General features: G+C 63.9%; 22 protein-coding genes. 13 read left to right on the forward strand and 9 right to left on the reverse strand.

The window, feature by feature from the left end; all coding sequences use genetic code 11:
* The first annotated feature begins 89 nt into the window (after nt 1-89).
* Nucleotides 90-2117 (forward strand): GMC family oxidoreductase, encoded by a 2028-nt coding sequence (locus IT549_RS06305; protein ID WP_292970960.1) that lies wholly within the window; start codon nt 90-92, stop codon nt 2115-2117.
* On the opposite strand, the gene IT549_RS06310 is transcribed toward IT549_RS06305, so the two are convergent.
* From IT549_RS06310 to IT549_RS06320, 3 genes are read right to left on the reverse strand one after another with little or no spacing between them, the layout of a single operon-like run.
* The gene (locus tag IT549_RS06310; RefSeq protein ID WP_292970962.1) at nt 2114-2290 is read right to left on the reverse strand and encodes a DUF4169 family protein; all 177 of its coding nucleotides are present in this window, start codon (nt 2288-2290) and stop codon (nt 2114-2116) included. The genes IT549_RS06305 and IT549_RS06310 overlap by 4 nt on opposite strands.
* Before the next feature lie 2 nt (nt 2291-2292).
* Entirely contained in the window at nt 2293-2781 is a 489-nt protein-coding gene (locus tag IT549_RS06315; protein WP_292970964.1) for a GreA/GreB family elongation factor, read from the reverse strand.
* Nucleotides 2778-4754 carry a lytic transglycosylase domain-containing protein gene (locus tag IT549_RS06320; protein WP_365776296.1) on the reverse strand — a complete coding sequence of 659 codons (1977 nt, stop codon included), beginning with the start codon at nt 4752-4754 and terminating at the stop codon, nt 2778-2780. Before IT549_RS06320 ends, IT549_RS06315 begins: the two co-directional genes overlap by 4 nt.
* Before the next feature lie 76 nt (nt 4755-4830).
* On the opposite strand from IT549_RS06320, the gene dapA reads away from it, so the two are divergent.
* Nucleotides 4831-5712 carry a 4-hydroxy-tetrahydrodipicolinate synthase gene (dapA, locus tag IT549_RS06325; protein ID WP_292970969.1) on the forward strand — a complete coding sequence of 294 codons (882 nt, stop codon included), beginning with the start codon at nt 4831-4833 and terminating at the stop codon, nt 5710-5712.
* A gap of 8 nt (nt 5713-5720) precedes the next feature.
* On the opposite strand, the gene IT549_RS06330 is transcribed toward dapA, so the two are convergent.
* The gene (locus IT549_RS06330; RefSeq protein ID WP_292970971.1) at nt 5721-6167 is read right to left on the reverse strand and encodes a hypothetical protein; all 447 of its coding nucleotides are present in this window, start codon (nt 6165-6167) and stop codon (nt 5721-5723) included.
* A gap of 185 nt (nt 6168-6352) precedes the next feature.
* Here IT549_RS06330 and smpB point away from each other — a divergent pair, with 185 nt between their 5' ends.
* From smpB to IT549_RS06355, 5 genes are all read left to right on the forward strand, one after another.
* Nucleotides 6353-6835, forward strand: coding sequence for an SsrA-binding protein SmpB (smpB, locus tag IT549_RS06335; protein WP_292970973.1), 483 nt, complete (start codon nt 6353-6355; stop codon nt 6833-6835).
* Nucleotides 6832-7401, forward strand: a complete 570-nt coding sequence (locus tag IT549_RS06340) for a DUF2062 domain-containing protein (protein ID WP_292970975.1) — start codon at nt 6832-6834, stop codon at nt 7399-7401. Before smpB ends, IT549_RS06340 begins: the two co-directional genes overlap by 4 nt.
* The gene (locus tag IT549_RS06345) at nt 7398-9812 is read left to right on the forward strand and encodes a response regulator (protein ID WP_292970977.1); all 2415 of its coding nucleotides are present in this window, start codon (nt 7398-7400) and stop codon (nt 9810-9812) included. The genes IT549_RS06340 and IT549_RS06345 overlap by 4 nt, the downstream gene beginning before the upstream one ends.
* A 14-nt stretch (nt 9813-9826) precedes the next feature.
* The gene (locus tag IT549_RS06350; RefSeq protein ID WP_292970980.1) at nt 9827-10948 is read left to right on the forward strand and encodes a hypothetical protein; all 1122 of its coding nucleotides are present in this window, start codon (nt 9827-9829) and stop codon (nt 10946-10948) included.
* 120 nt (nt 10949-11068) lie between these two features.
* A complete protein-coding gene (locus IT549_RS06355) occupies nt 11069-11749 on the forward strand; it encodes a response regulator transcription factor (protein ID WP_292970982.1) in 681 nt (226 codons plus the stop codon).
* Here IT549_RS06355 and IT549_RS06360 read toward each other — a convergent pair.
* The 3 genes from IT549_RS06360 to IT549_RS06370 all read right to left on the reverse strand — a co-directional run bounded on the left by IT549_RS06360 (nt 11648) and on the right by IT549_RS06370 (nt 14842).
* Nucleotides 11648-13327, reverse strand: coding sequence for a hybrid sensor histidine kinase/response regulator (locus tag IT549_RS06360; protein ID WP_292970985.1), 1680 nt, complete (start codon nt 13325-13327; stop codon nt 11648-11650). The genes IT549_RS06355 and IT549_RS06360 overlap by 102 nt on opposite strands.
* A 75-nt stretch (nt 13328-13402) precedes the next feature.
* Nucleotides 13403-14173: a DUF2189 domain-containing protein gene (locus tag IT549_RS06365; protein WP_292970987.1), complete on the reverse strand. Its 771-nt coding sequence runs from the start codon at nt 14171-14173 to the stop codon at nt 13403-13405.
* 84 nt (nt 14174-14257) lie between these two features.
* Nucleotides 14258-14842, reverse strand: a complete 585-nt coding sequence (locus tag IT549_RS06370) for a TetR/AcrR family transcriptional regulator (RefSeq protein ID WP_292970989.1) — start codon at nt 14840-14842, stop codon at nt 14258-14260.
* A 63-nt stretch (nt 14843-14905) separates the two neighbouring features.
* On the opposite strand from IT549_RS06370, the gene IT549_RS06375 reads away from it, so the two are divergent.
* The gene (locus tag IT549_RS06375; RefSeq protein ID WP_292970992.1) at nt 14906-15649 is read left to right on the forward strand and encodes a hypothetical protein; all 744 of its coding nucleotides are present in this window, start codon (nt 14906-14908) and stop codon (nt 15647-15649) included.
* Nucleotides 15646-16335, forward strand: coding sequence for a DUF4386 family protein (locus IT549_RS06380; protein WP_292970994.1), 690 nt, complete (start codon nt 15646-15648; stop codon nt 16333-16335). The genes IT549_RS06375 and IT549_RS06380 overlap by 4 nt, the downstream gene beginning before the upstream one ends.
* Before the next feature lie 36 nt (nt 16336-16371).
* Here the strand turns inward: IT549_RS06380 and IT549_RS06385 are convergent, their stop codons facing one another.
* A complete protein-coding gene (locus tag IT549_RS06385; RefSeq protein WP_292970997.1) occupies nt 16372-16872 on the reverse strand; it encodes a hypothetical protein in 501 nt (166 codons plus the stop codon).
* A 547-nt stretch (nt 16873-17419) separates the two neighbouring features.
* On the opposite strand from IT549_RS06385, the gene recA reads away from it, so the two are divergent.
* The 3 genes from recA (at nt 17420) to IT549_RS06400 (ending at nt 19812) form a co-directional block, all read left to right on the forward strand.
* The gene (recA, locus tag IT549_RS06390; RefSeq protein WP_292971000.1) at nt 17420-18487 is read left to right on the forward strand and encodes a recombinase RecA; all 1068 of its coding nucleotides are present in this window, start codon (nt 17420-17422) and stop codon (nt 18485-18487) included.
* A gap of 247 nt (nt 18488-18734) precedes the next feature.
* Entirely contained in the window at nt 18735-19298 is a 564-nt protein-coding gene (locus IT549_RS06395; protein WP_292971002.1) for a hypothetical protein, read from the forward strand.
* Nucleotides 19299-19401: 103 nt separating this feature from the next.
* Nucleotides 19402-19812, forward strand: coding sequence for a hypothetical protein (locus tag IT549_RS06400; RefSeq protein ID WP_292971004.1), 411 nt, complete (start codon nt 19402-19404; stop codon nt 19810-19812).
* A gap of 38 nt (nt 19813-19850) precedes the next feature.
* Here IT549_RS06400 and IT549_RS06405 read toward each other — a convergent pair whose 3' ends face one another.
* Nucleotides 19851-21908: an elongation factor G gene (locus tag IT549_RS06405; protein ID WP_292971007.1), complete on the reverse strand. Its 2058-nt coding sequence runs from the start codon at nt 21906-21908 to the stop codon at nt 19851-19853.
* Nucleotides 21909-22068: 160 nt separating this feature from the next.
* On the opposite strand from IT549_RS06405, the gene IT549_RS06410 reads away from it, so the two are divergent.
* Nucleotides 22069-22884 (forward strand): class I SAM-dependent methyltransferase, encoded by an 816-nt coding sequence (locus IT549_RS06410; RefSeq protein ID WP_292971010.1) that lies wholly within the window; start codon nt 22069-22071, stop codon nt 22882-22884.
* Nucleotides 22885-22932 lie beyond the last annotated feature (48 nt).

A 22932-nucleotide genomic window follows, 5' to 3' on the forward strand; every position in this document is an offset into this window, starting at 1 on the left:
GCACCACTTGGCAGGATCATCGGTCACAGCTAGAGCATTGAAAACGGTCGCGACTTGCCTGGCATTGCCAATCCTTTGGGGGGACGATCGTGAAGCTTCCATTCGACCAGATCCAGTTGCGCTTTCTGACCGCGATGGCCGAGGCGCTGTTCGATGATTTCGAGGAAATGGCGATCGGGGTCGATCAGGTGGTCGAAAATGTGCAGCAGTTCTTCGCGCTGGTCGGCGGGACCAAGGCGCAGGAAATCAGCGCATCGCTGCGGATCGCGGAACTGGCGATGGGCCCGTTCTTCAACCGGCTGTCGATCGCCGATCGCAAGGAGCGGATCCGCAGCCGGATGCAGAACAGCCAGTTCGATGCCTTTCAGGACATGGGCAAGCTGCGCGCGATCATCTATTTCGGCTATTACGGGCACTGGGTCGATCCGATCGGCCATACCAACCCTGATGGCGGGCAGAGTGCCAACCGCGACAATCCGGTGCTGCAGCAGATCGGGTTCACCCTGCCCAAATTCCGTCAGCGCGGGGCGGGCGAGGTGCCGCTTGAACGGGTTGAGGGGCGCGAGATTGCAGGTGAGCATGTGGTGCCTGTTGCCGGGTTGCCAGGTGACATTGATGTGATCGTGGTCGGCTCCGGATCGGGCGGTGCAGTGGCGGCGCACAACCTCGCAAAGCGCGGGCACAAGGTATTGATTGTTGAGGCCGGGCCGTTCCACCCCAGCCAGAGCATCACCCACGAGGAACGCCGGATGGTCCCCGCGCTGTTCAAGCACGGCGCCCTGCAATCGAGCCGCGACAACGATTTCATCGTCTTCCAGGGCCGCAATGTCGGCGGCTCGCCCACGATCAACAACGGCATCTGCCTGCGCATGAAAGGCGACCGGCTGAGCCATCCCATGGCACCCGACATTTTCGCCAAATGGGCCAGCATCGGCGCCCCGATCGACGAGGCGCGGTTCATGCAGGCCTATGATGCGGTTCACGCCGAGCTGCAACTGGGTGAGGCTGAGCCTCGATCGGGCAAGAGCAATGGCACGCACCTGCTTGAAAGCTGGACCAATTTTTCAGCGGCCACGCAGGACGATTGGTTCCGCCAGGCCAAATCCGGCTGGTTCACCAAGAACTTTGGCCCGCCGGGAAGTGCGGCGGCCTGCGCCTATTGCGGCTATTGCAACACCGGCTGCCCCTATGGCCGCAAGCTGGGCATGGCGCAGACCTATCTGCCCTGGGCCTGCAGCCGCCACGGCGCACGGATCCTGGCCGATACCAAAGTCGACAAGATCCTCTGGGCACGCGGCGGCGGAGGCAAGAAGCGCGCGACCGGCGTGCAGGTGATCGATCCTGAAGGCGTGGTCCGGGTGATCCCGGCGCGCAAGGGGGTGGTGGTCGCGGCCGGGACGATCGCCAGTTCGCTGCTGCTCGAACGCAGCGGAATTGGCGGGACCGGTCACCAGATCTCGCTCAACGTCGCCTCGCCGATCATCGCGCTGATGCCCGAGGGTCGTAGCCCCGCTTGGGACGAGGACCAGATGACCAGCGTGGTCGATTGCGGCCAGTTCCTGCTGGAAAGCCACTTTCAGCCGCCGATGTCGATGGCCTCGATGATGCCGGGCTGGTTCGGCGAGATGGACCGGCGGATGCGGTCCTACAACCGGGTCGTTTCGGCCGGTATCCTGTTCCCGGCCGACCGGCGTGGCAATCTGGTGGGGGGCAAGCTGGATGTGAAACTGACGCTGGACGATATCCAGCTGATCCGCCGCGCTTCGGTCACACTGGCAGCGGTCCATTTCGCGGGCGGTGCGCAGGAAGTCTATCCCGCGCTGCTCAAGGGTCAGACCTTGACTCCGGGGGTGGATCTTGACGCGTTCTACCGCGATGCGGTGAAGGAAGCTGACGACATCACTCTGTCCAGCTCGCACCCGCAGGGCGGCAATCCGATCCACGAAGATCCCAGTGAAGGCGTGGTCGATCCGCAATGCCGCCTGCACGCGGCGGATAATGTGCTGGTCACCGATGCCAGCGTCTTTCCCAGCTGCATCCGGGTCAACGCGCAGTACACCACCATGGCGATGGCGCACTATGCCACTGGGTTCGCGGACCCGTTCGCGGCGGACTAGTTGTCGCGCTTCTTGCCGTCCAGCTCGCGCGCGGCCCGCGCGGCTTCGGCCTGACGGGCAGAGCGATCGGCCTTGGTCTGGCCGAATTTGGCTCGGTTAGCCTGGGCCTGGTCGGCCTTTTCGGCGCGGGCCTTGGCCTTGCGGGCCAGGCGCAGATTGATCACTTCGGCCATGCTCAAGCAGTGGCGGGATAGGTGATTGCCATCACTTCCCACTCCTTTTCGCCGCCCGGTAGCTGAACCTTGCGCAGATCGCCCACCGCCGCACCGCGCAGAGCGCGGGCCAGCGGGGCGCTCCAGCCGATCAGCCCCGCAGACGCATCCTGCTCGTCATCGCCGACCAGCGTCACCGTGCGGTGCAGGTCATCTTCGTCGGCGATGGTCACGGTCGCGCCGAACCAGGCGCGGCCATGGTCCTGCTGCCGGACCGGATCGATCACCCGGCAATGCTTCATTCGCCGGGCCAGATGCGCCAGCTCACGATCGATTTCGCGCATGCGCTTGCGGCCATAGAGGTAATCGCCGTTCTCGCTGCGATCGCCATTGCCCGCAGCCCAGCTGACGATCTCGACAATCGCCGGACGTTCGGTGCCCAGCAGGTGATCGTACCGCGCCCGCAGCGACGCCATCCCGGCTGGCGTGATCGGCGGACCTTCTGGCTTCATCCCGGATACCGCTTGCCCAGGAACTGGCTGAGCGGATTGGTACCCTTCATCCGGGCGCGCTGCGGATACATCGCTTCATAGACCACCGCGTTTTCCAGCACCCGCTGCACATAGTTGCGGGTTTCGGGCAGGGTGATCCGTTCGACCCATTCGACCCAGTCGATCGCGCCGGTGCGCGGATCGCCATTGGCGCGCAGCCACTTGTTCACGTTGCCGGGACCGGCGTTGTAGGCCGCGACGGCCAGCGGATAGCTGCCGCCGTAATATTCCAGCATGCGCCGGAAATAGCCGTCGCCCAGCGTCAGGTTGTAACCGGCATCGCTCATCAGCGCCTGCCGGTCATAGGCGAGGCCCATCTTGCCGGCCTGTTCGTTGGCGGTGCCGGGCATCAGTTGCATCAAGCCGCGCGCCCCGGCATGGCTCAGCGCGTTCATCGCAAACTGGCTTTCCTGGCGGCTGATCGCATGGACCATGGTCCAGTTCGATCCGACCGGAACCGGGATCAGCGGATAGCTGGTCGAGCGGAAGATGCCGTGCCCGTCGATGTGGGCGGCCTGGCCCAGGATCACGCCCAGATCGCGCCGACCAAGCTCACGTGCCAGATCGGCCACCAACACGTGATCAGTCTCGCTCTCGGCCTGATCGGCCAGTTCCTTGAAGAATCGGACAGCGGTCGGCCAGTCGCTTTCGCGGGCCACTTCACGCACGGCCAGGGTCAGCGGGCGGGCGTTGAATGCCGCGCGGTCGCTGGCAGTGGGCACGGAGCGGGGGGCTCCGGCCAGGGCAGGCAGCGGCAGGCCAAGCCGCTCAAGTGCAAGCAGGCCATAGTACTGGTCGGGGTACTGCGCAGCTTCCTGGAAATGTCGCGTGGCGCCTTGCGCATCGCCCGCCTGGGCCAGCGCCCGTCCGGCCCAGTAGAAGCCCTTGGACCGGGTCTGCGGGGTCCGCGCGGCAGCGCCGTAACGCCAGAACAGCGGCGCGGCGCGGCGGCCATCGCCCAGGGCATAGAGTGCTTTCCAGCCGCCCAGCCACATCAGCGAGGTATAATCATCGCGGATCGCATAGCTTTGCAGAGAAACGTCGGTGCCGGGGGCGAACATGTCGTCCACCGAAGCCGCGACCTGGACAGCACCGCTGGCATCGGCTTTGCGGGCAACGGCGAGCAGTTCGCCGATCCATTTGCGCGGTTCACGCGGCGGCGTGGCAAAACGGGGGCGCGTGGTCAGCAGCGTTGCCGCTGATTGCGCCAGCCCCTTGTTCCGCAGGTAGCGGCTGCGGTTATAGACATAGCCCGGATCGGCCAGCGCATCGGCCTGGGGCATCACCCCGCCGACATAGGGATCGAGCCCCTGAACCATCGCCAGTCGCGCCGAAAACAGCGCGGCCTTCGCAGGCGACACCCGGGGCAGCTGGCGTCCGCCCTGATCGGGCGCGTTTGACCACAACAGCGCGTCCATCCGCCGGTCATGGTCGTCGGGAGTCAGGCTGGTGCCAAGCCGGGCCAGCAGCGTGGCTTCCGCCGCATCGCTCATCATCCCGCCGCGCCAGGCTTCGCGGGCCATCTGCGCGGCTTCGGGCCGGCCCAGCGCATAGAGCGCCAGCGCATAGTGCGCGCGGCCCGGATTGGTCAGCGGCGGGAAACGGTCGAAATAACCGGCCACCTGGCGCGGATCGACCGCTTCGCGGTCCAGCGCCTTTTCAGCCGCGGCGCGCAGCTTGCTCTCTTCGGGCAGGCCCGGATAGGCCAGCAGGAAGCCGGAATAGTCGGAAAACTGGTATTGCTCGCTCTTCGAAAGCAGCTTCCAGCGTTCGATCGCCATTACCATGTTGCCCGGCGGCAGCGCCTTCAGCGCGACGCGGGCGTGGTCCCACTGGCGTCCGTCCTCACCCATCAGCTGATCGTCCTGGGCACGGGCCAGGGTGGGTGAGAAAGCCAGCATTGCCAGCGCCGAAGCAAGAGTTGCGCGTTGCATGCTGGACATTATCGGCAAAGGCTCCTTATGGCGCGATGAACGGCGGCCCTATGCGGCAGTTACGGGGAACAAGGCAATGTTTTCGGGATCGATACCCGCTCTGGTGACTCCTTTTCGCGACGGAACGATTGACGAGGGTGCGTTCCGGCGGCTGGTCGAATGGCAAGTGGCTGAAGGATCAAGCGCTTTGGTGCCTTGCGGGACCACGGGTGAGGCGCCGACCATCACCAGCGAGGAGCAGCACCGCCTGTTCGAAGTCTGCGTCGATGCGGCGGGCGGCAAGGTTCCGGTGATCGCTGGCTGCGGATCGAACGACACCCAGACCGCGCTGTGGCACATGCAGGTTGCCAAGGATCTGGGCTGCCAGGCGGCGCTGATGGTCGCGCCCTATTACAACCGGCCCAGCCAGGAAGGGCTGTTGGCGCACTTCAGCTATCTGGCCGAACAGGTCGATCTGCCGATGGTGCTTTACAATGTGCCAGGCCGGACGGTGACCGATATCAAGCCGGAGACCACGATCGAACTGGCCCGCCGCTTTCCGGGGCGGATCGTGGGGATCAAGGACGCCAGCGGCGACATGACCCGGCTGACCGCGCACCGGATCGGTGCGGGCACCCAGTTCATCCAGCTGTGCGGCAACGATGACATGGCGCTGCACTACAATGCCGGGGGCGGGGTGGGTTGCATCTCGGTCACCGCCAATGTCGCGCCACGGCTGTGTGCGGATTTCCAGGCGGCGACGCTTTCGGGCGATATGGCCAAGGCCCACGAACTCAACGAGCGGCTGTTCCCGCTGCACCAGGCGCTGTTCACCGATGCCAGCCCGGCACCGGTGAAGTATGCCCTGTCGCGGGTGCTGGGCTGGATTGGCGAAGACGTGCGCCTGCCATTGGTCAAGGCCAGCGCGGAAAGCCGCAAGGCGGTGGATTCCGCGCTGGAATGGGCTGGGCTGGTCTAGTGTCTTGATCAGCGCTTCCGGCGCAGCGGCTCCATCGGCTGGGCGACATAGCGGGCCCAGACATAGCGCCACGGCATCACGATGTAGGCGACGATGATCCCGATGCAGTCGTGGAACAGCGCCTCGATATCGGCCGTCCATTTGCCGGCCAGCCAAGACCGGAACGCGATCATCACGATCCAGACGGTTTTCCAGAGCGTCTCGTACAGCATCAGCGGCAGCATCTGCATGGGATAGCGCACGCCCAGCAGCGCCATCAGCGCCAGTGCGCCCAGCATCGATTTGGATAGCCCGCGATCGACCGGCCAGCCGGCGAATTCGAAGATCAGTCTGTACCAGACAAAGCTGCCCATCACGAGCGCCATCAGCAGGAAGGTCAGGCGCATCACATTGATCCGCCACATGGCGACTTCAGGGAAAACCGGGGCAGGTGCCGCTTCGGATTGGGCTGTCATCAGGTTGCCTCGCAAGTTGGATGTCTGCGCGCTTCTTGCGGCGAGGCGTATTGTCTGGGCAATACACGTGATATGACCGAACCCGACAGCTTTTGACCTTAGCCATCCTGATCGGCGGTCATGTGCGACAATCGTGTGATCCCCCGTTCCCTTTTGCCCACACAGTCCCTACATGCCCCTCAATCATGGCCCGTCCGACCCACGCCCAGTTCGACAAGAAGAAGATCGTCGCCGAAAACCGCCGTGCGCGGTACGATTATCATATCGAGGATACGACCGAGGCCGGGATCGCGCTGGTCGGTACCGAGGTGAAGAGCCTGCGCTTTGGCGAGGGCTCGATCGCCGAATCCTATGCTGAAGTGAAGAACGGCGAAGTCTGGCTGATCAATTCGAACGTACCCGAATTCAGCCACGGCAACCGCTTCAACCACGAGCCCAAGCGCCCCCGCAAGTTGTTGCTGCACGAGCGCGAGATCGCGCGCTTTACCGGCGCGGTTGAGCGCAAGGGGATGACGCTGGTGCCGCTGGCAATCTATTTCAACAGCCGCGGGCGCGCCAAGGTTGAACTGGCGCTGGCCAAGGGCAAAAATGTGGCGGACAAGCGCGCAACGATCAAGGATCGCGACTGGAAGCGAGACCAGCAGCGGATTATGCGGGAACACAAATGATCCGTCTGCTGCAACCCATCGCCGCCTGGGCGCACCGTAACATGCCCAAGCGTGAAGAGCTTGAGCACAACCGCTGGCTGGGCCCGTTCGCGCGCCGGCCTGAGCTGTGGCGTTTCACCCGCCGCTCGGTGCCGCGCGGGGTGGCCGTCGGACTGCTGGTGGGGATCTTTGCGCTGATCCCGGGAATCCAGATCCTGGGGGCGGCGCTGATGTGCATGCCGGTGCGCGGCAATATTCCGCTGGCAGCCCTGATGACGTTCCTGTCCAATCCGGCAACCACGCCGTTCATCCTGATCGGATCGGCCTGGGTCGGCAACCGGTTCGGCTTCCATGCCGATCTGTCCACACTGCAGATGCTCTATTCGCACAGCGCGAGTTTGGCCGACTGGACCAACTGGTTCCTGTCTGACGCCGCACCCGCCGTGCTGTTCGGCCTGTTCGTGATCTCCACGATTACCGCGACGGTTGGTTATCTGGTCGCCTCGTTCGGCTGGAACTGGTGGATCGGACACAAGCATCGCGCCCGCTTCCAGCGCGGGATTACATCGGAACCGAAAACGCCATGAACCTGCCCGCCGCCGCGCCGCGCCGGGCCGCCGGCGAGCAGGGGGTGATCGGCGCGGCGCTGCTGGCAAGCGCGGCGCTGGTCTGGTTCGCGACCGGCGAATGGATGACACTGCTGGTGTTCCTGGCCGGGGTCCTGGCACTGGGAGCGATCGCCTGGGTGCTGACCCGCCGCACCGCCAAAACGCCCGAGGCCGAGCTGGCCTTGCCCGACTGGTCGGTTACCGTCGCCGCGATTGATCGCAGCGATTGCGCGGTGGCGATCACCGATCGCGCCGGACGGCTGGTCTGCGCCAACCCGCGCTATGAAAGCTGGTTCGGGATCGGCCACGCACCGCCGCGCCTGCCGGCCGACAATGCCAGCCTTGAACGGCTGGCCAAGGCTGGCCGTGCGGCCTGGCGTGATGGCAAGGGGCTGGCCGACCTGATCGAGGGCGAAGCCGGCCGCTGGAAGGCGCAGGTGCTGCGCGCCGGGCGCGGCGATGACTATCTGGTCTGGACGATTACCCCGCTGTCCGCGCCTGATCTGGTTGCCGAACTGGTTCCGCATCTTGATGGTAAGCTGGGCCGGGCGCTGGCGCAGGCCGGGTTCAGCCTGGCGATCGTCGATCCCGATGGCCTGATCCGCGCCGCCAGTTCCGGTTTTGCTGCGCGCGCCACTGGTGATGGCGCCGCGATCCTGACCGGCAAGGAATTCACCAGCCTGCTGCGTCAGGACGAGGCGGACCGGATCACCTGGGCCCGCGATGGCAAGCGCGGCGCGCCGCTGACGATGTTCTACATGCCGGTTGCCGATCCCGATGCTGCCGTCGAACCCGATTACGATTCCACCCCCTCGCTGATCGTGATTGCCGATCACGGCGTGGGGCTGGGCGGCGGGGCCAGTGAAGGCGCGGCTTCGGTTCCGCACCTTGAAGCCTTGCTGGGACAATTACCGCTGGGCCTGGCCATGGCCGATCGCGATGGGCGACTGCTGTTTGCCAACAATGCTTTCATGCGCGCCGCCGGGCGCGATGGCGATCCGCCGCCGATCTACCCGACCGATCTGGTGGTTCAGGAAGACAAGGGTCCGATCTCCGACGCGATCCGCCGCTTTGCGCAGGGCCCCGCCAGCAGCGGCGACCTGGCGGTGCGGCTGAAGGGCCAGGCCGAAGATCCGGTAACGCTGAGCCTGGCGGGTGTGCGCGGGCTGGGCGAGGCGGCAGTGCTGCTGGGGCTGACCGACAATACCGAGGAAACCCGGCTCAAGCGGCAGGTGGCCCAGGCCACCAAGATGCAGGCGGTAGGCCAGCTCGCCGGCGGGGTGGCGCACGATTTCAACAATGTGCTGACCGCGATCCTGGGCACCTGCGACCTGATGCTGCTGCGCCATACCCCCGGTGACAGCGACTATGACGATATCCAGCAGATCCGCGCCAATTCGAACCGCGCGGCCAGCCTGACGCGTCAGTTGCTGGCCTTCAGCCGTCAGCAGACGCTGCGCCCCGAAGTGCTGCAACTGCCCGATGTGGTTTCCGACATCTCGCAGATGCTAAAGCGCCTGATCGGTGAGAAGATCCAGCTGACCGTCACCCATGACCGCGATCTGGGCCCGGTTCGCGCCGATCCGACCCAGCTGGAACAGGTGATCGTCAACCTGGCGGTGAATGCCCGCGATGCCATGCTGTCAAAGGGCGATAGCGGCAAGCTGGCGATCGCGACCCGGAAGGTTACCGCAGCGCAGGTGCGCGGCATGCGCAATGCGATCATGCCGCAAGTCGATTACACCGCACTGGTGGTGCAGGACACCGGCACCGGCATTGCGCCTGACAATCTGGGCAAGATTTTCGAACCCTTCTTCACCACCAAGGAACAGGGGAAGGGGACCGGGCTGGGGCTTTCGACCGTTTACGGGATCGTCAAGCAATCGGGCGGCTTCATTTTTGCCGATAGCGAGATGGGCAAGGGCACGACCTTTACGGTCTATTTCCCGGTCCACCATGGCCCAGTCGAAAAGTCTGTCGGCACGGCCGAACTCGCCGCAGCCGCGCCGCAAAGCGAATGGTCGGGCGGAGGCAAGATCCTGCTGGTCGAGGACGAGGACATGGTCCGCGCGGTCGCCGAACGCGCGCTGACCCGGGCCGGCTTTGAAGTCACCACCGCCAGCGATGGCGACGAAGGGCTGGAAGTGATCGAAAGCGGCGCCCCCTTCGATCTGATCGTGTCCGATGTCGTAATGCCAGCGATGGACGGCCCCAGCATGGCCCGCGAAGTGCGCAAGCTGCGCCCGTCCATGCCGATCCTGTTCATGTCGGGCTATGCCGAGGAACAGCTGCGCAAGGAACTGGACCTCGACAATGTCGAATTCCTGCCCAAGCCATTCACCGTTCAGCAAATCTGCGACAAGGTGGGAGCAGTGCTGGCCGGCGGATAGGAAGGAGCCCCACGATGTCTGACGGAGCAAGCGGGCGTTCTATCCCACGGCGCAAGGCGCTGGGGCGACTGGCTCTTGGCGGACTGACTTGCGCAACGATTGGCTGCGGCTCGGGTGAGGCAGCCATGCCGCCCAGAAGCAATCCCGGCAAGCGGTCCTGGCGGATGGGTTTTTCCCCCAATCCACCGCGCTTCACTGTCGAGGACGTGCTGAAGGGGATCGGCATCTGGAGCCAGCGCGCCGAACTGGTAATCATCCATGAAGAACTGCCCTGGGCCGACTTGCTGCGCGGCATGTCGGCCGAAGAGGTGCTCAATCGCGACAAGGTGCAACTGGTTCAGTTTTTGCGCGGCAAGGGGCTGGGCCTGCATTTCATGCTCGATCTGACCAATGGTCTGGCCCGGGAGGAGGAAGCCCCGGCACTGGTCAAGGCGGGCCGCAGCCTGGGTGATCCTGTGGTGCAGGCACTGGCCCGCGACTATGCCCTGGCGGTCGAACGGATGCTGGCGCCCGAATGGCTGGGTCTGGCTGTCGAAACGAACCTGATCCGCGAGATTGCGCCGGCCCCGATCTATCAGGCGGTCAAGGCTACGGCGGCATTGATCGAAGCTGCCTTGGCCAGCAGCGGGGCGCGGGCGCGCAGGTTTGTCAGCATTCAGGCTGAATCTGCCTGGGGCCGGCTCGTGATGAGCAACAAGGGCTATCTGGGGGTTGCCCAGGATCTGACGGACTTTGCCTTTACCCAGGCGCTGGGCATTTCATCCTATCCCTATCTGGGATGGGGCCGGCCGGACGACTTGCCGGCGGACTATTACAGCCGCCTGCGCGGGAAGAGCAATTTGCCGGTGATTGTCACCGAAGGCGGCTGGGCCAGCGCAAGCTTTGGACCAGTGGTCAGCTCCCCCGAAAATCAGGCACGCTACATCGAACGGCATGCTGATCTGCTCGACGGCGTTCAGGCGCTGGCCTGGTTCCAACTGCAATTCGCCGATCTCGATCTCGATACTTTCCCGGCGCCGATCCCGCCCAGCCTCCCCCTGTTTGGCTCGATCGGGCTGGCCGATCCGCAGTTCAAGGGCAAGCCTGCGCTGAAGGCCTGGGATGTGCTTTTTCGGCGCATGGTGACGATGCGCTGAATTATACGCCTGCCGGTCAGAATGCGCCGCCCGTCGAGCCCGCATGTTCAGCGTACAGCAATGATGATCTATCGACAGTTCCGGCCCGGGAGAAGGGCAAACGGGGGCCTGATGCAATGCATGCTGACCAAACCGAAGGGCGCGACAGGTAGTTTGGAAATGGAAGTGCACAACCGCATCATAGTTGCCGATGACCATCCGATGTTTCGCGATGCCCTGGTGCAAAGGCTCGACCGCGTTTTCGCCGATTCAACCATCGATGCGGTGGCTTGCTTTGACACGATGTTGGACTGCGCGCGCCGCGGAACCCCGCCGGTCCTGTTCGTGCTCGACCTGCTTTTCCCAGGAATGGACGGCCCAACTTCGATCAGCCGGTTGAGGCGGGAATTCCCGTCGGCATCGCTGGTGCTGGTTTCGATGCTGGAGGATCCGCAGGTCGCGCAGCAGATGCTCGAAGCCGGGGCGGACGGGTATCTTGGCAAAGGTCTGCCCGCCGGTGAAATCATTGCTGGTATCGAAGCGATCTTTGCCGGCGATTTCGTGGTCAAACTGGGAATGAGCGGTCCGGTCGGGGTGGTCGAGGAGACCAGCCTGTCACCGCGCCAGCTGGAAATTCTGGAAATGATCGTCAGCGGCAAAAGCAACAAGGTCATCGCGCGTGAGCTGGGGCTGTCGCCGTTTACGGTGCGCAACCATGTCTCAACCCTGATGCGCCGTTATGGCACCAACCGGCGGGGGCAGATCCTGCAGCGGGTCAAGTCCCTGAACCTGGTCACGCTGCGAGAGGCGCAAGGTAGCTAGCATCGATCGCAACTGTGCGGGATGCACCGGTTTCGTAAGCAGTTCGACGCCTTCGCGGGCCGCCAGCTGTTCGACATCGCTGCTGCTGTGTCCGGTCATCAGGAAAGCCGGTATCGGCCGGTTGTGCGCACTGCGGATCTGGTGGATTGCAGCGATGCCCAGTTGGCCATTGCCCAGATCGTAGTCGGCGATGATCAGGTCGGCCAATTCGGTCGTCGCTGGTATCGTCAGAAACGGCTGGATCTGGCAGCCCCAACGGGCCATCAGCGCGCTGACCCCTTCCAGCACATCCTGATCGTCTTCGATTAGAATGATCCGCATGCCAGACAGGGGAGTACCGGTTGGCTGCGGTGCTGCAGCAGCCGTGTCCAGCGCAACAGATGTGCGCGGTATCAGCGCAATCCGAACAACCGTGCCAACGCCGCGCCGTGACTGAAGTTCAAGGCGCATGCCGCACAGTCTGGCCAGCCGATCAACGATATTGAGCCCCAGGCCAACCCCGCCGACATCACGGTCACCGGCCATGTGGGCGCGGTAGAATTCGGTGAAGATGTGCGGCAGATGCGCTTCTTCAATCCCGATTCCCTGGTCATGGACCTCGATCGAAACGGTCTGGCCGGTTCGCCTGACGCCGATCAGCACAGACGAGCCGCGCGCATGTTTGATGGCGTTCGATACCAGGTTCTGGATCATCGTCGAAAGCAGCACCGGATCGACCATCACTTCGGCGGTCGTCGGCACCAGTCGCAGGCGGACATCGTGCCAGTGCGCTGACTGCTCGTTCTGCTGGACGATTTCCGCAAGCAGCGGGCCTAGTCTGGTGGGTTCGGGGCGCGCCGCGATCGTGCCGCTGTCCAGCTGCGCAACGTCAAGCAGCGACTTGAACAGGCCGGACACCGAATCGAGCGCGCGATCGATCCGGTCGATTATCCCCTCGCGCTCCGCCTTGGTGGTCGATTCCCGCAGATTGCCCAGGTAGTAGCCTATTGCATGGATCGGTTGCCGCAGGTCATGGCTGGCCTGGGCCAAAAACCGGCTTTTGACCTGCATTGCTTCCAGCGCCGCGTCGCGGGCCTTGGCGGTCTGCCGCAAGAGCGCCAAGGCAGTACTGGGCAAGACGATCGCGGTGATCGAAAACGTGAAAACCAGTTCGGGATTTGCCCGCCAGAATGGACTGAGCAGCGCCAGCGTTGACAGCGACACCTGCGCAAGGATCGCTGCAGCCGCCATGTAGAGCACACCATAGCGCATCCCGTTGCCGATGATCACGCCGACCAGCAGCGCATAGATCAGCATCATCGGCTCGCCGCCGATCGCCATGGTATAGGTCAGCACGAACATGTCGATCAGCAGCGTGCAGAACTTTCGGCCGACCCGATCGACCGGAAATCGCTTTACGATCCAGAAGACGATCGCTGCGTAAGCCGTGCTGAGTGCAGTGAACGCCAGCAAGTGGATTGCGGACTGATCGGGCAGGGGGGCCTGGCCAAGCCCCGCCCAGCGCGCCACGATGTAGCTGGCGCAGATCAGGCCAAACCACACCCGCACACGCGCCTGCCCCAGCTCGGCAGTCTGCATGTCGAACGCGGTGTCGAATCCGCGTGCGAATCCCGAAAGGCGAGGTAGCTTTCTGTCTGCCAAAGTAGGTCCCGGCTAGTCCACCGTTCGCCGATACAGATGCCAGGTCGCATGCCCCAGCACCGGCAGAACCACCAGCAGCCCCAAAAACGCCGGCACCATCGCCGCGAACAGCGTCAGCGCGATGATTGCCGCCCAGGTGGTCATCACCAGCTGGTTCAGCTGTACCGCGCGCAGGCTGCGGATGATTGCGGTCAGGAAATCGATGTCGCGATCGACCAGCAGCGGCAGGCTGATCACCGTCACCGCATAAAACAGGAAAGCCATCATCGCCCCGGTCACCGTGCCCACTGCCAGCATCCCCAGACCTGCCGGGCTTTGCAGCAGTGACAGCGACTGCGATCCCATCCCGCTTTCCGACATGAAGATCGCGAAGATCCCATGGGCCAGGATCATCCAGAAGGTGAAGCCGACAAAAACGAAGCCGCCGATCATCAGCAGCTGATCATCTCCGCGCCCGCGCAGCGCACCGAGCACCGCACCCCAACCAAGCGGCAGCCCGGCCTCGCGCCGGCGGCTGACTTCATAGAGTCCAACTGCGGTGAACGGTGCGATCAGCGGAAAGCCCGAGGCCACCGGGATCAGCCACATCGAATTGCCATAGGTTGCCAACAGCCAGGCCAGCACCAGCCCGCCGGCGATATAGATCGACGCGAAGAACATCCCGTAAAGCGGATGCGCACGGAAATCGGCCCAACCCTTGCCCAGCGCCACGCGCAGATCGGCAAGCGTAAGGTCATTGGCAACCTGGATTGGCGGAATCTGGAACGGTTCTGACGGGTTCACGGGCCCCTCTCCTTGCCTGGAACGCGAGGATAAAGGTGAACCAGATCGGACGAGGGGGCAAGAGTGCTGTTGCCGCGCTTTGGTTCAGCCCTGACCGGCCAGCAACAGGTCAAGGATCGCGCGGTGCAGCGGCTGGCCGCTGTCGGGATCATGGGCCGTGGCCAGGTTGCCATCGATCATCATGAAGACATAACCGGTCAACGCGGCGCACAGCGCCAGCACCAGCGATCTGGCCGCCAGACGACCGGGAACCAGCTGTGCCCCCAGCGCAGCGATCGGCTCCAGCAAGCGTTCCAGCATGTCCTTCAGCGCCGGATCCTCCGTATCGCGCAGGTCGGCGCGGCCCATCAGGCGGTAACGATTGGGATAGGCTTGGCCATAGGCCACCGACACGTCCCACAGCGCCTCAAGCCGGGCGCGCGGTGCTGGTTCGGCCAGCGCCAGCGCATCGCGTGTCTGGCGGTCAAGCTGGTCCATGCATTGCACCGCCAGCGCGGTCAGCAATGCGCGGCGATCGGGGAAATGGTTGATTGGCGCCGCGTGCGAGACCCCGGCAGAGCGGGCACAGGCGCGGATGGTGACCCCTTCGATCCCTTCGCGATCAAGCAGATGCTGGCCCGCTGTCAGCAATGCCTCGCGCAAATCGCCATGATGATGACCGCGTTTCATTTGACTATATTGACACCGTCAATCACGCAATGCAAATTGACAGTGTCAATATCTGGATTCGCAATGTTCTTCCCGCTTCTCGTTTTGCATATCGCCGCCGGCGCCCTTGCTCTGCTGGCCGCCCTGATTGCCATGGCCAGCCGCAAGCGCGGCGGCGGTCTGCATGCCCGGGCAGGTAGCCTGTTCGTCTTGATGATGAGCGCGATGGCCGCCAGTGCCGTCGTGCTCACCTGGTGGGAGCCTGACCGGCTCACCATGGGGGCCGGGCTGTGGACGCTCTACCTGGTCCACACCTCACAACAGGCCGTGCGCAGCCGTGCCGGCAAGCTGGAAGGAACCGGGCTGCTGGCCCTGATCCCGGGCTTTGCCGCGCTGCTGGCATTTGGCGATGGGGCGCTGATGGCTGCCCAGGCCCAGGACGGGCAGTTCGAAGGTACCGGCATGGCCGGTTTCATGGTGTTCGGCCTGTTCACGGCACTATCGCTGGGGCTCGATGCCAGTCTGATCTGGCGCCGGGCCCTGGCCCCGCGCCAACGCGTGGCTCGCCACCTGTGGCGGATGACCACCGCCACATTCCTGGCGGTGACCTCGCTGTTCCTGGGCCAGCAGGACGATGTCTTTCCCTGGATGCAGGGATCGCCGGTGCTGCTGGTGCCCTCGCTGCTGACGCTGGTCTTCCTGCTTTACTGGATACTGCGGGTCCGTTTCGCCCGCAACTGGCTGGGCGCCATCATCGGCTTCACCCGATCGAAAGCCGATGATGGCGCTTCGACTTCCTCCGCACTAACCCAAAAGGGCCAAGCATGATTTCTACTGCGACGACCGGGCGCCTGATCGGCGCCGGCATTGTTGCCGGCTATGTTTTCGACATTGCCAACAACTTCTTCATCCAGCCAAGGATCCGCACTGGCGAAGGGCCTATGGGTCTGTTTGCCGGAGCGGCCGGACAGCCGGGTCTGATTGGCACCGTGGTACTGATCGGAATTGTTTCAGGCGTGGTTTCGCTGCTGATCGCTGCACTGTTGTGCCGTGAATCGGTTGGTCGGCCTTTCGCCTGGCTCGCCTTCCTGTTTCTGGGCTTCAAGGCCACTTCGTTCGGCATGGGCGGGGCGGAACTGGCCAGCTACCAGCTCTATCGCGCGCTCGGGGATGCGATGCTGGCCGATCCGGGCGGCGAACTGGCCAGGATGGTCGGCCCGGTCTGGACCCTGGTGACCGAGCAACGTAACGCGCTGCATTACCCGACCATGCTGCTGGGCGGGGCAGGGGCCTTCACGTTCTACCTGTTGCTCAAGCAAAGCCGCTGGGTTCCGGGCTGGCTGGCCCTGGCCGGACTGCTGGCAACCGCTTCGCAGATGACCGGGGTGTTCACCGGGGTGCTGGGCTTTGACGTGTCGTTCTACTTCCTTGCCCCGCTGGCGCTGGTTCAGTTGGTGCTGGGCCTGTGGCTGCTGGTGCGCGGGTTTGATGAATGGGCCGCAGAACGGGGCTGATCCGTTCGGGCAAACGAACGCTTACCCGGCGGCGGTCTATGAAACCTGTCGCAGCACCGCGATCTCTTCGCGCCGCCGGGCAACCTGCTCCTGGTGTTTGACAATGACCTCGGCAACCCAGCTGGCCAGTTGCTCGATCGCCTTGGGGTGCAGAGGTTCGGACACTCCGCCAGCCTGATTGATCCGCTCGATCACCGGGCGGAGCAGATCGACCGCCGATTCCAGCGTCGGATCGTAGTAAGTCCGCCAGTCGCGGAAGCGCTCGATCGCGATCACTGCGCGGCTCTTGTCGAGTTCGAGCGCATTGCCGAACTCGATCAGCAATTGCGTGGTCAGCCGCTGATCGCCCGCCAGGATTCGCTGGAGGTTGCGCGGGCTCATCCGCATGCGTCCGGCTGCCTGGGCCAGCGTGATCTGTCGTCGTTCCAGGTGGTGTTGAAACAACTGGCGGAACTGATCCTCGACTTCGGCCGGGCTCAGCCGGTGAGTGACCGCATCGCTGGCGACCAACCCCAACTCGCTATTGGGTTCATCCAATCTGGCGCTTCGCTTGTTGTTCTCAATTCTTCCAGCCATATCAGATACCTCGCAACGCAACCGGATATGTGCGGAGCCGGAGCCAGGTCAAGGCCTTGCTGTGCGGCGCGGTGCCGAGACGTGTTTCTGTTCGGCCAGGCGGCTTGCACCTGGTGAGGCCTGCCTCTCACTGCAGGACCAGAACCCGGACCTGACTGCGATCCTGATCAACCGGTTTGGGCGCGCCCGATCCGGGGTGGTGCGCAAGGCTTTCCTACATTGCCGGTATGAGCCATCACCGGCGGCATCGACGCGCTTGTCTGCCATTCGAATCCGGGCGCGCTCGCATCCAGCCGAATCAGCGTGATCGGCGCGGCGAACCGAACTGTCGACGCCTTGCAGGAAATTTCAGTTTTGACAGTGTCCATAGTGTCCACTCACCCGAAAATCTGCGGGTTCCAGCCTGTTCCAGAAATGTTCCGTTCCCCACTTGTTCCGTGAGAACAAATGCGATACATCAGTACCAAGTTGACCTTCCGGGTCGGCTGGTTAGGCAAGGGGACGTACAATGGGTGCACAGCTCAAGCTGATTCAGGAAGGCAAGGACAACATGGATCGTCAAAAGGCGCTCGAGGCGGCGCTGGCGCAAATCGATCGCGCGTTCGGCAAGGGCAGCGCGATGAAGCTCGGCTCGAAGGAAGCGATGGAGGTGGAAGCGATTTCCACCGGTTCGCTCGGGCTCGATATCGCGCTGGGAATTGGCGGGCTGCCGCGCGGGCGGGTGATCGAAATCTACGGGCCGGAAAGCTCGGGCAAGACCACGCTGGCGCTGCACGCCATCGCCGAAGCGCAGAAGAGCGGCGGGACCGCGGCCTTTGTCGATGCCGAACACGCGCTCGATCCGGTCTATGCCAAGAAGCTCGGCGTCGATATCGACGAACTGATCGTTTCGCAGCCCGATACGGGTGAGCAGGCACTGGAAATCGTCGATACGCTGGTGCGTTCGAACGCGATTGACGTGCTGGTGGTGGACTCGGTCGCCGCGCTAGTGCCGCGCGCCGAAATCGAAGGCGAAATGGGTGACAGCCACGTCGGCCTGCAAGCCCGCCTGATGAGCCAGAGTTTGCGCAAGCTGACCGGTTCGATCAGCCGCTCGCGCTGCATGGTGATTTTCATCAACCAGCTGCGCATGAAGATCGGGGTGATGTACGGCAATCCGGAAACCACCACCGGCGGCAATGCACTCAAGTTCTATGCTTCGGTCCGGCTCGACATCCGCCGCACCGGGCAGATCAAGGACCGCGACGATATCGTCGGCAACACCACCCGCGTCAAAGTGGTCAAGAACAAGGTCGCGCCGCCGTTCAAGCAGGTCGAATTCGACATCATGTACGGCGAGGGAATCTCCAAGATCGGTGAGATCCTTGATCTGGGGGTCAAGGCCGGGATCGTCGAAAAGAGCGGCGCCTGGTTCTCCTATGACAGTATCCGGATCGGTCAGGGGCGCGAAAACGCCAAGACCTATCTCAAGGAAAATCGCGAAATCTGCGACCGGCTGGAGGCTGCAATCCGCGGCCAAACCGATGGTCTGTCCGGGGAAATGATGGCCGGTCCCGACGGGGACGAGGACATCTGATCTTCGAGAGCTTCCGGCCTGGCGGAGCCCGTCCGCCGGTCGGAGTTGAAAGGAGGGCGTTCCCGGTCCCCCGTACCCCTTCGGGAACGTCCTCCAACAAACAGGACCGGCGCGGTGTTCGGAAGCGAACACCGCGCCGGTTTTCTGTGGATCGCGAGTATAGTGATCTTTTCATCAATCACGCATTTCGCCGCTTGACCAAATAAAATGTCGGGTACAAACACTTGATAAATAAAAGGAGGGGCGCGTGAACAAAATTACCAATACGATGCTTGTTGCTTTCGGTGCTTTCGCACTTCAGGGCTGTGCCACGGTCATGCACGGCGCAAATCAGGACTTCGAAGTGAAGACTGACCCGGATGGTGCGACGGTCAAGATGACCAACGGCTTCACCTGTACCTCACCTTGCAAGACCGAACTGCCGCGCCGGCATGACCTGCGCGTGGATATCGCCAAGGAAGGCTACCGTCCGGTCTATGTGCTGGTCCAGTCCAAGCTGGGCGGCGCAACTTTCGGCAACATCATCGCGGGTGGCCTGATCGGCGGGATCGTCGACAGCTCGAACGGCGCGACCAACCAGCTCACGCCCAACCCGGTGATCGTCAAGCTGGTACCGATGGATGGCCAGGGTCAGGAAGTGTTGTTCGACAAGAAGGGCAAGGAACTGGGCACCGTCGCCGCGAACAACGACAAGGTGCGTGTCGATGTGGCCAAGACGATTGGCAATGAAGCGGCCGGACTATCGGCAACCGGTCCTGCTGCGACGCCAACACCAGAGCCCGCATCGTCACCGGCCCCGACTGGCGGCTGAGCCAGTGCCGGGTGTCCCGGCCTGAACCAGCCCCAAAACGGCAGGCGACGAAGCCAGGTCCGGCAGGCTAGGCCTCCGTTCAATCTGATCGGAGGCCAATGCCATGTCCCGCCTTGCCTTGCTTGCCTTGTCCGTGCTGCTGACCGCCAGCTCTGCACCAGCCCGCTCGCTCACCGACAGCTGGACCTTGCTGGCCTTTGACCGGCGGGATCAGTGTGAGCTACAGATTACCGGCAACGGCAAGTTCATGCAGATCGCAGTGAAGGGCATGGTTCCCGGCACCCGCGCCGGCTTTGCCATGACCAATGCCTGGATGAAGCCGATCGCGTGGAACGTGCTGGCGGATTCGTCCGGCAACTGGTCAACGATCTATCTCCCACTCCTGTGGGGTGAAAGCGACGGCACGATCCGCACCCAAAGCACCGGCGGAACCGTAGCTGTGAAGCTCGATTCCGCGGGCTGCACACTCTCCGCCTCGGCGCCATGGACCCGCGAAGTACGCGTGATCCCCTGACGTTGGTCAGACCGGACCACCAGGTCCGGCCGTTCCGTTCAGTGGGCCTCGGCCGCGCGGGCCTTGACCACATCGTCGGCGTGTTTGCCACCCAGTTCGGCAAGGTGATCGAATTCGGCCACAAAGCTCGCCAGCCCCTGGCTCAGCGAACGCAGTTCCGCGTCGAGGCCGTGGATGCCGCTTTCGGGCAGCAGCGCCTCGACCCGTTCCCACCGGGCCCAGTCGGGATGCGGCGACAGCCCCAGGATCTGCCCGCGCCGGGCCGATAGCACCGATCCGGCCTTCGATCCGGTTCCGGCCGGAGTGTCCACCGTCACCTTGGCGATCGGCTCGAGCAGATAGGGCGCGGCCTGGGCCAGAGCATCGCCCATCGCCATGCGGCCAGCGATCCGGAAGGCCAGTTCGGACGAGTCGACCGAATGGAACGATCCGTCGACCAGCGTCACCGCGACATCGACCACCGCAAAACCCAGCGGCCCGCGCTCCATCGCGTCCTTCACCCCGGCTTCGACCGCCGGAATGTATTGCCGGGGGATCGCCCCGCCGGTGATCTTGTCTTCGAACTTGAACCCTTCGCCGCGATCCAGCGGGCGGATCTCGATCACGCAGTCGCCATACTGGCCATGCCCGCCCGACTGCTTCTTATGCCGGCCGCGCACCGAGGCCGGCTTGCGGATCGATTCGCGATAGGCGATCCGCGGGGCATGGGTATCCACCGCAACGCCATAGCGGCGCTGCAGGCGGCCCAGCACCACCGCCAGATGATCGTCGTTGATCCCGCGCAGGATCGTTTCGTGGCTCGAATCGTCCTGGCTCCATTCCAGCGCCGGGTCTTCCTCGCACAGACGGTGCAGTGCAGTGGAGAGCTTGACGTCATCCTTGCGGTCACGCGTGGTGATCGCGATCGCGGCATTGCGCGCCGGATAGGAGAGCAGCCCGCCTTCGGGCGCCGCCGTGCCCTTGCGGCCCAGCACCATCCCGGCGCGGGCCCCATCGACCTTGGCCACCGCAACAATATCGCCGGCTTGCGCAGTATGTTGCTTGGCAGTCTTGTCACCCTGGACAAAGAACAGCGAGCCGGTTCGCTCGGGCTCGTTGCCCACCACCAGTTCGTCTCCCTCGGTCAGGCCCTGGCCAAGCACGCGGCCCAGGGCAAGCCGGCCCATCGCGCCGCCGTTGGCGATCTTGAACACATGCAACGCGCCGCCCTGGGCCACGCCCATCCGTTCGGCCGCCGCACCGGGGGCAGGGGCCTCGTGCCGCAGCAGCTTGAGCAGACGGTGAACCCCGCCATCGCTCAGCGCCGAACCCAGCACCACCGGGACCACCTTGTTCTCCTGCGTGTCGTGCGCCAGGTCGGCCATGACGGTGGCCTGGTCTGGCACTTCGTCCATTAGCAAGGCTTCAAGCAGCTGATCGTCGAAATCGGCCAGCGTTTCCAGCAGATGGCCACGCTCTTCGCGTTCGCGATCGAGCAGTTCGCCGGGAATTTCCACCCGCTCGCTCTCCTTGCCAGGGCGATAGCGATAGGCGCGTTCGAGCGCGAGATCGACATAGCCGGTGACATGTTCACCCTCGCGGATCGGGATCTGACGCAGCGCCAGCGGCTCGCGGCTCATCGGCTGCAATTCACCGATCAGGTCGCGGATCGCCCCGGCGCGGGCATGCTCGATCTTGTTGATGAAAATGACGTGGGGCACGCCCAGCGCATCAAGCTGGCGCAGCATCGGTTCGGCCAGCGCGGCCCGTTCGGGCGCGGGATCGATCACCACCAGCGCCATGTCGGCCGATTGCAATGCGGCCAGTCCGTCGGCGGAAAAGCCGGCCCCACCGGGCACGTCGATCAGCGCGAAGCGATCGCCCAGGTAATCGAAATGGGTCAGGTTGATTTCAGTGGAGCTGCCCCGGGCGCGGGCTTCGGGCGAACTGTCGCCCACCGTATTGCCGCTTTCCACGTTGCCCTGGCGATTGATCGCGCCGCTGGCGAAAAGCAGGGCTTCGGCGAGGCTTGTCTTGCCCGTGCCGGCCGGCCCCACCAGAGCGACCGCACGGGTTGCTGCACTGCCGTTTGCTTGACCATTTTGGGTGTTGCCCATCGTCCGCCTCCTTTTTTGCGAAGGCGCGCCGGGCGCTGTGCGTGCGTCAGACGCGCACTGGGAATGGGGGGATGCTCTGCCTGTCCCGGGTGAGTCGCAAGTGAAATCTTCACCGCGTTTGTTGCTTGTGCCGCAACCGACCAGCGCCTAGCCTCGGGCCATGACAACCGGAAACGAATGGCGTGAGCAGGTTGGCCGCAGCTGGGCCGACAACTATCGACTGACCGATCGCGCCTTTGCCGGGCTGACCGAGCGATTGCTGGGGCGGATCGGTGGCTGCGATGGGCGCGATGTGCTCGATGTGGGCTGCGGCGCGGGGGAAATTTCGCTGGCGTTGGCGCGGGGCAATCCCGGTGCGAAGGTGGTTGGGGTGGATGTTTCGCCACATCTGATCGAAGCCGCCAATCAGCGCGGGGCCGCGCTGGAGAATGTCGATTTCGTGCTGGCCGACGCGGGAACCTGGAAGCCCGAGCACATTTCACCGCACCTGCTGGTTTCGCGCCACGGGGTGATGTTTTTCGATGTGCCGGTGATGGCCTTTGCTAATCTGCGCGCAATCGCCGCCGATGAAGCGCGAATTGTCTTTTCCTGTTTCCGCGATGCCCGACTCAATCCCTGGGCCAGCGAGCTTGCTGGAATTCTCAATGTTCCGGCGCCGGGAAGCAGCACCGCGCCGGGTCCGTTTGCCTTTGCCGATAGCGGGTACGTCCATGGCATTCTCGACAATGCCGGCTGGCGCGAGATCGAATTTGAGGAAGTCGATTTTGCCTATGTCGCCGGGGTCGGGGAAGATCCGATCGACGACGCATTGGAGCTGTTCAAGCGGATCGGGCCGGCTGCACCGGCGCTGCGCGCAATGAGCGGCGATGCCCGCGAACGGGCCGAGCAGTGGATTCGGGACTGGCTGGCTGAACATCGCAGCGGCAATCTGGTGGCCTTCCCGGCGGCTGCCTGGATCGTCACCGCCAGCAAATAGGCGCCTTCGCGCTTGCCGCACGGCAAAGCGTGGCTTATCGGCGGCGAG

This window comes from Novosphingobium sp. (assembly GCF_020852455.1).
Classification (GTDB): domain Bacteria; phylum Pseudomonadota; class Alphaproteobacteria; order Sphingomonadales; family Sphingomonadaceae; genus Novosphingobium.